The sequence below is a fragment of the Promicromonospora sp. NPDC060271 genome (genome assembly GCF_042726755.1).
GTDB lineage: Bacteria > Actinomycetota > Actinomycetes > Actinomycetales > Cellulomonadaceae > Promicromonospora.
This window is the reverse complement of the sequence record NZ_JBHXBG010000164.1, coordinates 1-11,991: the sequence shown is the minus strand read 5'-3', so window position 1 is coordinate 11,991 and position 11,991 is coordinate 1. Positions and strand designations below refer to the sequence as shown.

Below are 11,991 nucleotides of genomic sequence, written 5' to 3'. Positions count from 1 at the left end.
GGCCGGGCCTCTGTGGTCCGTAGAACTACCGGGCGATCATGCCCCGCCGGCAGCCATCTGGCCCGACGGCGGCAGGTCGCGCGGCACCAGCCCGGCGCCCGCGGGCACCGACTGCGGCTCTGCGGTGGTCGGACGACGACGCTCGTCCCGCTCCACACCACGGAAGCTGAACTCGCCGAGGATGCCCTCGCCCTCGCCGTCGACGATCACCAGCTGACCCGCCGTGAGCTCGCCGAACAGGATCTTCTCGGACAGCGTGTCCTCGATCTCCCGCTGGATGGCTCGCTTGAGCGGACGGGCGCCGAGCACCGGGTCGTAGCCCTTCTCCGCCAGGAGGTGCTTGGCGGCCGGCGTGAGCTCGATGCCCATGTCCCGGTCGCGCAGGCGACGGTCGAGCTTCGCGATCTCCAGGTCGACGATCTGGATGATCTCGTCCTGCGAGAGCTGCGGGAACACGACCGTGTCGTCCACACGGTTGAGGAACTCGGGCCGGAAGTGCTGCTTGAGCTCCTCGTTGACCTTCGCCTTCATCCGCTCGTAGGAGGTCACCAGGTCGCCGCCGGAGTTGAAGCCGGTCTGGACGCCCTTGGCGATGTCCCGCGTGCCGAGGTTGGTGGTCATGATGATCACGGTGTTCTTGAAGTCGACCACTCGACCCTGCGAGTCGGTGAGGCGGCCGTCCTCGAGCACCTGCAGCAGCGAGTTGAAGATGTCGGCGTGCGCCTTCTCCACCTCGTCGAACAGGACCACGGAGAACGGCTTGCGGCGCACCTTCTCGGTGAGCTGGCCACCCTCGTCGTAGCCGACGTATCCGGGCGGGGAGCCGAACAGTCGCGAGACCGTGTGCTTCTCCGAGAACTCGGACATGTCGAGCTGGATGAGCGCGTCCTCGTCACCGAACAGGAACTCCGCGAGAGCCTTGGCGAGCTCGGTCTTACCGACACCCGTTGGGCCGGCGAAGATGAACGAGCCACCGGGGCGCTTCGGGTCCTTGAGCCCGGCCCGCGTACGGCGGATGGCCTGCGACAGCGCCTTGATGGCGGTCTCCTGGCCGACGACCCGCTTGTGCAGCTCCTCCTCCATGTGGAGCAGCCGGCTGGACTCCTCCTCGGTGAGCTTGACGACCGGTATACCGGTGGACATCGCCAGGACCTCGGCGATCAGCTCGTCGTCGACCTCTGCGACCGTGTCGAGGTCACCCGACTTCCAGGCCTTCTCCTTGTCCGCGCGGAGCTGCGTGAGCTGCTTCTCCTTGTCACGCAGGCCGGCGGCCTTCTCGAAGTCCTGCTCGTCGATCGCCGACTCCTTCTCGCGGCGCGCCTCGGAGATGCTCTCGTCGAGCTCCTTGAGCTCCGGCGGCGCCGTCATGCGGCGGATGCGCAGACGGGCCCCGGCCTCGTCGATCAGGTCGATCGCCTTGTCCGGGAGGAACCGGTCGTTGATGTACCGGTCCGCCAGGGTCGCGGCGGAGACCAGCGCGGAGTCCGTGATGGACACGCGGTGGTGCGCCTCGTAGCGGTCGCGCAGACCCTTGAGGATCTCGATGGCGTGCTCGAGCGACGGCTCGGACACCTGGATCGGCTGGAAGCGGCGCTCCAGGGCCGGGTCCTTCTCGACGTACTTGCGGTACTCGTCGAGCGTCGTGGCACCGATCGTCTGCAGCTCACCACGCGCAAGCATGGGCTTGAGGATCGAGGCCGCGTCGATGGCACCCTCGGCGGCACCCGCACCCACGAGGGTGTGGATCTCGTCGATGAACAGGATGATGTCGCCGCGCGTGCGGATCTCCTTGAGCACCTTCTTGAGGCGCTCCTCGAAGTCACCGCGGTAACGCGAACCGGCGACCAGCGCGCCGAGGTCCAGCGTGTAGAGCTGCTTGTCCTTGAGCGTCTCGGGGACATCACCCTTGACGATGTCCTGCGCGAGGCCCTCGACGACGGCCGTCTTGCCGACGCCGGGCTCACCGATCAGCACCGGGTTGTTCTTGGTGCGGCGGGACAGGACCTGCATGACCCGCTCGATCTCCTGCGTACGACCGATGACCGGGTCCAGCTTGCCCTCGCGCGCGGCCTGGGTGAGGTTGCGGCCGAACTGGTCGAGCACTGCCGAGCCCGCGGGCTGGCCCTCCTGGGGACCGCCTGCGGAGACGGGCTCCTTACCCTGGTAGCCGCTCAGCAGCTGGATGACCTGCTGGCGCACCTTGTTCAGGTCTGCACCCATCTTGGTGAGCACCTGTGCCGCGACGCCCTCACCCTCGCGGATGAGACCGAGCAGGATGTGCTCGGTGCCGATGTAGTTGTGGCCGAGCTGCAGCGCCTCGCGCAGCGACAGCTCAAGGACCTTCTTGGCACGCGGCGTGAACGGGATGTGCCCGCTCGGCGCCTGCTGCCCCTCACCGATGATCTCGGTGACCTGGGTGCGGACGCCGTCGAGCGAGATCCCGAGCGACTCGAGCGCCTTGGCTGCCACACCCTCACCCTCGTGGATGAGGCCGAGCAGAATGTGCTCCGTGCCGATGTAGTTGTGGTTCAGCATCCGCGCCTCTTCCTGGGCGAGGACGACGACGCGACGCGCGCGATCCGTAAATCTCTCGAACATGTGCTGCTCCCTCACGAGCGGCGTACACCTGCACCGGCGGTACCAGGCCTGACCGCAACGACTCTATGCGCTCACAACGCGCCCATGGGCCGATCGATGCCCTTGTTCGCCAGGGGCGTGACGATGTCCGGCCCTCGAACGGCGGCGAACACGCCGGTGCGCGGCGACACGCCCGGGCGCGGGCTCTCGACGGCGAGTCCCGGCTGTTTCCGGGCCGATTCCCGCGGAGGTAATTGACGCCTTCCCCCGCACCCGGCAGTCTCGGTGTCAGACCCGTAACCGTCCCGGGGAGGCCACATGGCGGACGAACCGAGCCCGACCCCCGAGTCCTGGGAACAGATCGTCGCGCGCTTCGCACGGTTCTCCGGCGTCGTCGGCGAGGTCGACGACCCGCTGACCTGGGGACTCGACCTGGTCGAGGAGGAGGTCACGGGCATCTCCGACAGCACGGACCCCACCGAGGAACGCTTCCTGCGCTCCTATCGCACGTTCTCCGGTGAGACCGTCGAGGTCGAGACCCTCCGCGTCCCGGCGACCCCTGCGCAGATCGAGGACATCGTCCGCGCCGCCTGCAGCGGAGCGCTCGTCGCACCGCTGCACGCCGACGTCGACCCGGCCGCGCCGCCGGAGATCACCGACGTCACTGAGCTGGCCGAGTCCTACCAGGACTACCGCAGCGCCATGCGGGCGATAGTCGCCGAGGTCGACGACGTACCGTGCGAGACCCGTCAGTTCCGGGTGGACGGCACGGCCAAGCGCTGCATGCGCGTAACCGTCCGCAACGTGACCGCGGTGTACTCCCCCGCCGCGGACCGTGCCGTGGTCGTGACCGGGCCGTCTGACCTGGTGGATCGCGTGGATGTCGTCACGCGCCCCATCCGCAACCTCCTCCACGGCGAGGACGGTCCGCGGTTCTGACCCGGAACTCACCCCCAGCGGCATGCCGCACGGCGGTACGATCGCCGCTGTGATCCGTGCCACCGCCTCCGACGCGACGCCGCGGCCGAGGGCGCGTGACGCCGCGGCCCGGCGCCCGGCCCTGCTGATCCTGCTCCTGCTGACGGTGCTGGCCCTCGTGGGAACGGACGTCGTCGAACAGCGCGCGGCGGCCGCCGAGGGCTATCGCGAGGACATCTGGGTCAACGCCGACGGCGTCGCCTTCGAGCGGGACGGCGAGAGCGACGAGCTCGCCTACGTGGTCCGGCCCCTCGGTCAGCGCAACGGCGGCCAGGCGTACTCCCGCGAGCTCACCCGGGACGAGCGGAACAACGGCTGGGCGATGTTCTGGGAGGCCCGGTACAACTATCCGGACGGCTACTGCGTGGTGTGGGTAGAGGTCGAGGACGCGAGCAGCTGGCACGAGTCGGAGAGCAGCACGGCGTGCCGGGGCGACGACCAGCCGCCCGCGACCGAGACACCCACCCCGACGCCCACGCCCACCCCTGCGGAGCGGCCGGCGCAGGGAGAGCGCCCTGCCACGGCGCCGAAGCCCGCGCGGCCGAAGGCCCAGGACACCGCGGAGCCGGCGCCGACGCCCTCCTCGACACCCACCCCTACCCCCACGCCGACCCCGACGCCCACACCCAGCGCTACGCCCTCGCCGTCCGTCTCGAGCACCCCGAGCCCTTCGCCGACCCCCACGTCGTCCGACGCGGACGCCCTGCAGGGCCTTTACGACCACCGAGGGCCCCGGACCCAGGCGGTCGCCGTCCGGCAGGACGACGTCATCTCTCCCCTCGGCTGGGTGGCAGTGCTCGGCAGCGGCGCGGTGCTCACCGCGGGCGGTGTGCTGGTGCTCTGGCGCCGCCTGACCTGACGGAGCCGGAGCGGCACGTCCGCCCCGTCGCCGCGCAGCACCGGACGCACCGGGCTCGCACGCCGCGCCCGGTGCAGACTGGGTCCGTGAGCACTCCCGCAGGCCTCCTGCTGACCCCTGGCGCGGGCGCGAACCGGGAGAGCCCTGCGCTCGTCGCCGTCGAGCACGCACTGGCCGACGTCGAACCGGCGCTGCCCGTGCGGCGTGCCGACTTCCCGTACCGCCTGGAGGGCCGGCGCATGCCGGACCGTGCGCCCGTCGCCGTCGCGCACCTGCGGGCGGAAGCCACGGCGTGGGCCGACGAGCTCGCCGTCCCGACGGACCGGCTGCTCCTCGGCGGAAGGTCGTACGGCGGGCGGATGTGCTCGATGGCCGTCGCGGAGGGACTGCCCGCCGCGGGCCTGGTGCTCCTCAGCTATCCGTTGCACCCGCCGGGACGGCCGGAGAAGCTCCGCGTGGAGCACTTCGGGCAGATCTCGGTCCCCACGCTGTTCGTGTCCGGCGACAAGGATGCCTTCGGCACCCCTGACGAGCTCGCGGAGCACGTCGCGGCGATCCCCGGACCCGTCACGACGGTGACGCTGTCCGGGGCGCACGACATGCGCGGCGCCGCCCGGCAGGAGGCGGTGGCGGCCGCCGTCGCCGCCTGGGTCATCTCGCTGCGGGAATCAGCGACGTGAGGATCAGCGACCGCCGGCCGGCTTCTCCGGGTACTCCGGCGGGGTCTTGTCCAGCTCGATGGCGATCTCGCGGCGTTCCGCGATGATGTGCGCGCGCTCCTCGTCACGCTGCTCCAGCGCGTCCGCCTGCAGGTCGGCGTCCAGGTGGTCCCAGTAGAGGACGCCGTCGAGGTGCTGCGACTCGTGGATGAAGCAGCGCGCCAGGTACCCGCTGCCCGTCAGCTGCACCGGTCCGCCGTGCTGGTCCACGCCGCGCACGGTCGCCCGGCCGGGGCGCACCAGCGGCTCGTAGGCGCCCGGCACGGAGAGGCAGCCCTCCTCCTCGGTCTCCGGCTCTGCCTCGGCGTCCATCTCGAGCACCGGGTTCACCACGTGCCCCACGTGCCGGTCGCCCGACGAGTCCGTCAGGTCGTACACGAACACGCGGAGATCGACGCCCACCTGCGGGGCCGCCAGACCGACACCCTGCGCCGACTCCATGGTGGCGAACAGGTCGTCGATGAGCCGGGCGAGCTCAGGCGTCGAGAACGTCTCGACTGTCCGGGCCGGGTTGTGCAGCACGGGCTCACCGATCTCGGTGATGCGCAGCACGCGGCCGCGGCCCACCTCGGGGGCTGTCGCTGGATACTCCTCGACCGGCTCTCCGAGCAGGTAGGTGACGGGCTTGCGCCGTCGGGGGCGGGTCCATGCCATGGCACAGAGGGTACCTTCGACGCATGCCGTCCACGCCGATCCGCAACGCCGCGCGCACGGCGGGGTACGTGCTCGACGACGCACAGCTCGCCGCGGCGGAGCACCTCGAGAGCCTGCTGAAGCGGCTGGCCACCGACACCCGGCGCAGGCCTCGCGGCGGCGCGCACGGCGCCTATCTCTGGGGGCCGGTGGGCCGCGGCAAGACTTGGCTCCTCGACCGCTTCCACGCTCTCGCAGGCGGCCCGCGGTTCCACTTCCACGAGTTCTACCGTGCGCTCCACGCCGAGGTGTGGGCGCGTACGGGTACGCCGGACGCGATGGACCGGGCCCTGGACGCGCTGCTCGGCGACACCCGGGTGCTCTGCTTCGACGAGCTGCACCTGCACGACGCCGGTGACGCCATGCTCCTCTCCCGCGCCCTACGCACCATGCTGGGGCGTGGCGTGATCCTCGTCGCGACGTCGAACTACCCGCCGCAAGGCCTGCTGCCCGACCCGCTGTTCCACGAGCTCGCCGAACCGCTCATCGCCCTCCTGGAGGCCGAGCTGGACGTCCTGCCGGTCGACGGCCCGGTGGACTACCGCGGGCTCCGGCTGCTCGACGGCGCACCGGTGACCCCGGGGTGGCGCGGCGGATCCGCCCTCGTGCCGGGCTCCGCTCGGCAGCTCGCCGACGCCGGTCTGCTCCCGCCGAGCCCTCGTGAGGCGGTGGAGGTCGCACTTGGCGGCGGCCGGAGCGTGCGCGCCCTGCGCGCCGCGGCCGGCGTCGTCTGGTTCGACTTCACGGGCCTGTGCGCCGCCCCGGTCTCGGCACTGGACATGCTGTCGCTCGCCGAGCGGTTCGGGCGGTGGGTGGTGACCGACGTGGTGCCGTTCGCCGAGTGCCCCGTGAACAACCAGCAGCGGTTCGTGAGTCTCGTGGACGTGCTGTACGACCGCGATCTGCCGCTCGTGCTGACGGCGCGGCGCCCGGTGGACGAGCTGCTCGCGGTGCCGGCGGGCCGCCCGGCGCCACCCGACCTGGGCCGGGCAGCCAGCCGCCTGCGGCAGCTCCGGCAGACTGCGCACATGAGTGAGTCCACGTGACGGGTCCGACAAGGCTCCGGCAGCGGCTGCTACCCGCTGTCGCGGCGCTGGTGACCGTGGCGGCCGGCCTGTCCGTGCGGTCGGTGCTCGGTGGCGACGTCGCGAAGTACGCGGGCGATGCACTCTATGCGCTGCTGATCTTCTGGCTCGTGCTCGTCGTGGCGCCGCGCACCCGGGCCTGGGTGGCCGCGGTCGTGGCGTTCGCGGTGAGCACCGCCGTCGAGCTCTTCCAGCTGACCGGCGTCCCCGCCGAGCTCGGTGCGCACAGCACGCTCGCGCGGCTGGTGCTCGGCACCACCTTCAACGCGCCGGACCTGCCCTTCTACGCCTTGGGCGCCGCGCTCGGCTGGGCTCTGCACCTGGCCGCGCGGAGCGTGCGGGCGGCGCGACGACGCCGGCCGGCCCCGCAGTCCCGCTAGACGGAGCCAGCCAGCCCGCGTAGCGCGCCCTGGACGATCGCTCGCACACCCTCGGGTGAGAGGTCGCCGGACCGCTCCGTCCAGCGCCGCGTGACCGGCGCGAAGATCAGGTCCACCGCGAGGTCCAGGTCGACGTCGGCGTCGAGCTGGCCCGCCTCCTGCGCCCGGCGGAGCCGACGCCGCTTGAGGTCGCGCATCGGCTCGTCCAGCCGCTCGCGATAGGCCCGGCTCAGCTCCGGGTCTTCGATGATCGCCGCGGTGAGGCCCCGCAGGGCACGGTCAAACGCGGGGTCGGCGAACTCCTCGACAGTGGCGACCAGCACTGCGGTCAGGTCGTCCTCGAGGTCGCCGCTGTCGGGCAGGTCGCCTGGGTCTCCGGGACCGAGCGAGCGCTCAAGGACGGCGTCCAGCACCAGGGCGCCCTTGTTCGGCCACCACCGGTAGATCGTCTGCTTGCCGACACCTGCCTGGGCCGCCACCTTCTCGATGGTCAACCGTGCGTAACCGAGCTCGGCCACGACGTCGAAGGCGGTGCCGAGGATCGCCGCGCGGGTGGCGGGGTTGCGGCGCCGCCCGGTGGACGGCTGCTGTGTCGTCGCCATTCAGGCACGGTACCGCACGTAGAGACGAGACGTTGCGTATTGACAACCGCGGATCGGCCTGCCACTGTTCTTGTCGAGACGTTCCGTCTCGACAAACTATGGAGGAAGCACCCATGACCGAACCGATCACCACCCCGCAGCGCCGCACCTGGTTCGTCACCGGAGCCAGCCGTGGTCTGGGCCGCGCCTTCGCCGAGGCCGCACTGGCCTTGGGTGACCAGGTTGCCGCTGTGTCTCGCACGATCCGGGAGGACGACGACCGCGACGGTCTGCTCCAGATCGCCGCCGACGTCCGCGACCCGGCGTCGGTAGGCGACGCCGTCCGGCGGGCCGTCGAAACCTTCGGCCGCCTCGACGTGGTTATCAACAACGCCGGGACCATGTCGTACGGGTTCGTCGAGGAGTTCACGGAGGCGCAGGTCCGCGCCCAGCTGGAGACCAACTTCTTCGGTGCCGTCTGGGTGACCCAGGCCGTGGCGCCGGTACTGCGCCGCCAGCGCTCCGGCCATCTGATCCAGATCTCCAGCATCGGCGGCCTCGCGGGCTTCGCGGGCACCGGCCTGTACAGCGCGAGCAAGTTCGCGCTGGAGGGCCTGAGCGAGTCTGTGGCGCACGAGCTCGCCGAGTTCGGCGTCGACGTGACGATCGTCCAGCCGGGCGGCTACTGGACCGATCTCTACACCGCCATGGACACCGCGACGCCGCTGCCCGAATACGACGGGCTGCGCGACCGGCTGGCCGCGCAGTTCGCCGAGAACAGCGTCGACAGCGACCCGAAGCGTGCTGCCGCGGCGATCCTGGAGCTGGTCACCAGCCCTCGGCCGCCGCGCCGGCTGCTCCTCGGCGGCACTGCCTACGACATCGCGTTCGAGGTCACCGAGGAACGGCGTCGGATCTGGAAGGAGTGGGAGGCGGTGAGCCGCGCCGCCGAGGAGCCGGTCCCGGCACCACAGGGGTAGACGACGGTGTTGTCACATGCGGGGCCGCGATGTCGTCGGCGGGGCAGACAACAGTCGTTCCGAGGAAAACCGTATGAACATCGCCCTGTGGATAGTTGCCGGTCTGCTCGCCGTCGCCTACGTGGGCGGCGGCGCGCTCAAGGTGATCCTGAGCAAGCAGAAGATCGCAGCAACCGGACCTGCGGCCGCATGGGTCGAGGACTTCAGCCCGGGCGCCGTCAAGACGATCGGCGTCCTGGAGATCCTGGGCGGCCTCGGACTGATCCTGCCCGCCGCGTCCGGCATCGCACCCGAGCTGGTGCCGCTGGCCGCCCTGGGGCTGGCGATGATCATGGTCGGCGCGGCGGCGACCCGGATCAGCCGGCGCGAGTACCGGTTCGCGCTGGTGGACCTGACCTATCTGGCCCTGATCGCCTTCGTGGCCTGGGGCCGGTTCGGCCCGGAGGCGTTCGTGGGCTGATCCGGCCGGGTGGCGCCGCCTCCGACGTCGGACAACAAAGAAGCCCGGAACCGTTGAGGTTCCGGGCTTTCTGCGTGCTGAGCCGCCTGAGAGAATCGAACTCTCGACCTTCTCATTACGAGTGAGATGCTCTACCGACTGAGCTAAGGCGGCGTACGCACCACGATCCGAGCAGAACCGGATGGGTGAGCGGGCCTTACTGTACCCAATGGATGGCCCAGGTTTCAAAGCGAAACCGTGTGACGTCCTCGACCCGCCGGATTCGGGCCTCGGGCGGTCAGCAGGTGAGGCCGTCCTCCGGGACGGTGCCCTCCACCAGGTAGTCCTCCACGGCCGTGCTGATGCACGTGTTCGACCGGCCGTACGCCGTGTGGCCCTCACCCTCGTAGGTGACGAGCGTCCCCGACGACAGCGTCTTCGCGAGCGACTCGGCCCACCGGTACGGGGTGGCTGGATCGTTGGTGGTGCCGATGACGACGATCGGCGGCGCACCCTTCGCTGCCGGGTCGAACTCCTGCTTCGCCGCCGGGTACGGCCAGTCGGTGCACTCGATGCCCGAGTACCCGAACGACTCGCCGAGCGTGGGCGCCGCTGCCTCGATGTCGGCGGCGAGCTGCTGCATGGTCGCCATGTCCTCCTCGGCGCGGGAGTCGGCGCAGTTGATCGCGCGGAACGCCTCCTCGCTGTTGGACTTGAACGTGCCGTCCTCGTTGCGGTCGTTGTAGACGTCGGCCAGGTACAGCAGGTCGTCACCCTTGCCTTCCCACAGGACCTCCTGCAGGGCCTGCGTGAGGAACGACCACGATCCCTCGTCGTACATCGTGACGGCCACGCCGTAGAACGCGAGCTTCTTGGTCACCTTCCGGCCGGAGGACGTCGGGATCGGGTTGGGCTCCGCGTCCTCGACGATCGCCTGGATCTGCTGCAGGCCGCTCGTGACGTCGCCGGTGAGCGGGCAGTCGCCGCTCGCCTGGCAGTCCGTCACGTACGCGCGCAGGGCGCTCTCAAAGCCCTCCGCCTGCTGCAGGGCCACCTCGTCCGAGGCCAGCGTGGTGTCGAGGGCGCCGTCGAGCACAAGGCGCCCGGTCCGCTTCGGGAACAGGCCCGCGTAGGTGGCGCCGAGCTGGGTGCCGTAGGAGAAGCCGAGGAAGTTGAGCTTGTCGTCGCCGAGCGCGGCCCGGAGCATGTCCATGTCGCGTGCGGCGGACTGCGTGTCCACGTTCCCCAGCAGGGGGCCCGTGTTCTCGGCGCAGGCCCTGCCCCACTCCCGGACGGCGTCCTGCCGGGCGGCCAGGCCCTCTTCCGTGTACGGGTAGTCGGTGCTGAGGAACGTGTCCTTGCCCGCGTCGTCGTAGCACTTCACCGGCGTCGACTTGCCGACACCGCGGGGGTCGAAGCCCACTATGTCGAACGACGAGCGCAGCGACGGCCCGAACCCGCTGGAGTCCCCCACGAAGTCCACGCCCGACCCGCCCGGCCCGCCCGGGTTGACCAGCAGCGAACCGATCTTCTGCCCGGAGGCGGGGATCCGCTTGAGCGCGATCTCGATGCTGCCGGCCCCGGCGTCGTGCCAGGAGAGCGGCGCGGACGCCGTCGCGCACTGGAAGCCCTCGCCGCAGTCCGTCCACTCCAGCGACTGGCCGTAGTAGTCCTCGAAACCCTTCGGCGCGCCCACCGTCGCCGAGCCGTCCGACTTGCCCACGTCCTCCAGCGCCGTCTGCACCTTGGGCGGTGCGCCGCAGGCGGCGAGCAGGAGAACAGCGGTGAGCAGCGTGGCGACGACGGCCGCAGGCTGACGACGGCGGGCGGGGCGAGTCACCCGGACAACCTATCGGTTGTGCTGGGGAGATTTCTTACCCGTTGGCGAACCGACACGCGACCCTCACGAGTCGAGCCAGGCCACCGGTCCGGGCTCGCCCTCGGCGGGACGGGGCAGGAGCTCGACGTCGCCCTTGTCACCCAGGACCACCGGTACGGGGTCGCCCGTGTCGACCTCCGCCGGCACCTCGACCACGGTGGTCGTCGGCACGAAGTCCATGGTGCAGATGCCGTCGCTCGCGGGCATGAACTGCACCGTGAGCACGCCGTCCGCCGCATCGACCTTCGCGGACCCGCCGCCCGAACCGAGCGTCGCCTCCGGCTTCGCGAACAAGGGGCAGGAGCTGGACCCGTTGGTCACCACGTACAGCAGACCCTCCACCGGCGCCCACGCGACGCCGACCGGCGAGTCGGTGCTGCCCTCAAGACCCGGCGGCAGACCCCGCCCGGAGTTCCCCGCCGCGAGCTCCATGTCGGCGGCCTGTGGCAGCTCGTCGTCCTGGCCGGCACCTTCGCCGTCCGTCGGGCTGGGGCTGGGGCTGGGGCTGGTCAGGTCGCTCTCCTCCGGCGCCTGGGACGCGTTCGAGTCGCCCGCCTCGGACCCGCCGACGTCCGACTGTGCGCACCCCGACAGCGCGAGCACGGCCGTCATCCCGACGCCGAGGGCCACCACGCCCGCGCGCGCCGAGAGCCGTGCTGTGACACCGGACCGGTCCATCCGCCTGATTCTCATGCCCAGATCCTTCCACTCGCCGCCGAAATTCACCTGGTGGAGGGGTCGCGACCGCGACTCCTCCACCCCCTCTCATGTGGCGGCCGCTGCGGATCTTGCACTTCACCCTCGGTCGGTAAAAGGTCAGG

The 11,991-nt window shown here is 70.8% G+C and carries 12 protein-coding genes and 1 tRNA gene; 7 read left to right on the top strand and 6 right to left on the bottom strand.

All coding sequences use genetic code 11. The features are described from left to right. Window positions 1-36: 36 nt before the first annotated feature. Window positions 37-2,598, bottom strand: coding sequence for an ATP-dependent Clp protease ATP-binding subunit (locus tag ACFWE2_RS20715; protein WP_377226099.1), 2,562 nt, complete (start codon window positions 2,596-2,598; stop codon window positions 37-39). A gap of 297 nt (window positions 2,599-2,895) precedes the next feature. Between ACFWE2_RS20715 and ACFWE2_RS20710 the strand changes: the two genes are divergently transcribed. The 3 genes from ACFWE2_RS20710 (at window position 2,896) to ACFWE2_RS20700 (ending at window position 5,094) form a co-directional block, all read left to right on the top strand. Further along, complete coding sequence (locus ACFWE2_RS20710) at window positions 2,896-3,516, top strand: hypothetical protein (protein WP_116673358.1); 621 nt, start codon at window positions 2,896-2,898, stop codon at window positions 3,514-3,516. Between the two features lie 49 nt (window positions 3,517-3,565). After that, a complete protein-coding gene (locus ACFWE2_RS20705; protein WP_377226098.1) occupies window positions 3,566-4,414 on the top strand; it encodes a hypothetical protein in 849 nt (282 codons plus the stop codon). An 86-nt stretch (window positions 4,415-4,500) separates the two neighbouring features. Beyond that, on the top strand, window positions 4,501-5,094 hold the full coding sequence (locus tag ACFWE2_RS20700) for an alpha/beta family hydrolase (RefSeq protein ID WP_377226097.1): 594 nt from the start codon (window positions 4,501-4,503) through the stop codon (window positions 5,092-5,094). A 3-nt stretch (window positions 5,095-5,097) separates the two neighbouring features. Here the strand turns inward: ACFWE2_RS20700 and def are convergent, their stop codons facing one another. Next, the gene (def, locus tag ACFWE2_RS20695; protein ID WP_377226096.1) at window positions 5,098-5,787 is read right to left on the bottom strand and encodes a peptide deformylase; all 690 of its coding nucleotides are present in this window, start codon (window positions 5,785-5,787) and stop codon (window positions 5,098-5,100) included. A gap of 23 nt (window positions 5,788-5,810) precedes the next feature. Between def and zapE the strand changes: the two genes are divergently transcribed. Beyond that, a complete protein-coding gene (gene zapE / locus ACFWE2_RS20690; protein ID WP_377226095.1) occupies window positions 5,811-6,872 on the top strand; it encodes a cell division protein ZapE in 1,062 nt (353 codons plus the stop codon). After that, on the top strand, window positions 6,869-7,291 hold the full coding sequence (locus tag ACFWE2_RS20685) for a DUF2809 domain-containing protein (protein WP_377226094.1): 423 nt from the start codon (window positions 6,869-6,871) through the stop codon (window positions 7,289-7,291). The genes zapE and ACFWE2_RS20685 overlap by 4 nt, the downstream gene beginning before the upstream one ends. Here ACFWE2_RS20685 and ACFWE2_RS20680 read toward each other — a convergent pair. Next, complete coding sequence (locus ACFWE2_RS20680) at window positions 7,288-7,893, bottom strand: TetR/AcrR family transcriptional regulator (RefSeq protein ID WP_377226093.1); 606 nt, start codon at window positions 7,891-7,893, stop codon at window positions 7,288-7,290. The genes ACFWE2_RS20685 and ACFWE2_RS20680 overlap by 4 nt on opposite strands. 113 nt (window positions 7,894-8,006) lie before the next feature. On the opposite strand from ACFWE2_RS20680, the gene ACFWE2_RS20675 reads away from it, so the two are divergent. Both ACFWE2_RS20675 and ACFWE2_RS20670 read left to right on the top strand, forming a co-directional pair. After that, the gene (locus ACFWE2_RS20675; RefSeq protein WP_377226092.1) at window positions 8,007-8,852 is read left to right on the top strand and encodes an SDR family NAD(P)-dependent oxidoreductase; all 846 of its coding nucleotides are present in this window, start codon (window positions 8,007-8,009) and stop codon (window positions 8,850-8,852) included. 73 nt (window positions 8,853-8,925) lie between these two features. Beyond that, window positions 8,926-9,312 carry a DoxX family protein gene (locus tag ACFWE2_RS20670; protein ID WP_377226091.1) on the top strand — a complete coding sequence of 129 codons (387 nt, stop codon included), beginning with the start codon at window positions 8,926-8,928 and terminating at the stop codon, window positions 9,310-9,312. Between the two features lie 80 nt (window positions 9,313-9,392). Here the strand turns inward: ACFWE2_RS20670 and ACFWE2_RS20665 are convergent. The 3 genes from ACFWE2_RS20665 to ACFWE2_RS20655 all read right to left on the bottom strand — a co-directional run bounded on the left by ACFWE2_RS20665 (window position 9,393) and on the right by ACFWE2_RS20655 (window position 11,863). Beyond that, window positions 9,393-9,465, bottom strand: a tRNA-Thr gene (locus ACFWE2_RS20665). 124 nt (window positions 9,466-9,589) lie between these two features. Next, entirely contained in the window at window positions 9,590-11,131 is a 1,542-nt protein-coding gene (locus ACFWE2_RS20660; protein ID WP_377226090.1) for an alpha/beta hydrolase, read from the bottom strand. A gap of 63 nt (window positions 11,132-11,194) precedes the next feature. Beyond that, entirely contained in the window at window positions 11,195-11,863 is a 669-nt protein-coding gene (locus tag ACFWE2_RS20655; protein ID WP_377226089.1) for a hypothetical protein, read from the bottom strand. Window positions 11,864-11,991: the final 128 nt, after the last annotated feature.

Excerpts from the sequence above, each read along its gene's own strand:
- ACFWE2_RS20715 (WP_377226099.1), bottom strand. The coding sequence starts at position 2,598 with ATGTTCGAGAGATTTACGGATCGCGCGCGTCGCGTCGTCGTCCTCGCC.
- ACFWE2_RS20710 (WP_116673358.1), top strand. The coding sequence starts at position 2,896 with ATGGCGGACGAACCGAGCCCGACCCCCGAGTCCTGGGAACAGATCGTC.
- def (WP_377226096.1), bottom strand. The coding sequence starts at position 5,787 with ATGGCATGGACCCGCCCCCGACGGCGCAAGCCCGTCACCTACCTGCTC.
- zapE (WP_377226095.1), top strand. The coding sequence starts at position 5,811 with ATGCCGTCCACGCCGATCCGCAACGCCGCGCGCACGGCGGGGTACGTG.
- ACFWE2_RS20680 (WP_377226093.1), bottom strand. The coding sequence starts at position 7,893 with ATGGCGACGACACAGCAGCCGTCCACCGGGCGGCGCCGCAACCCCGCC.
- ACFWE2_RS20675 (WP_377226092.1), top strand. The coding sequence starts at position 8,007 with ATGACCGAACCGATCACCACCCCGCAGCGCCGCACCTGGTTCGTCACC.
- ACFWE2_RS20670 (WP_377226091.1), top strand. The coding sequence starts at position 8,926 with ATGAACATCGCCCTGTGGATAGTTGCCGGTCTGCTCGCCGTCGCCTAC.
- ACFWE2_RS20655 (WP_377226089.1), bottom strand. The coding sequence starts at position 11,863 with ATGAGAATCAGGCGGATGGACCGGTCCGGTGTCACAGCACGGCTCTCG.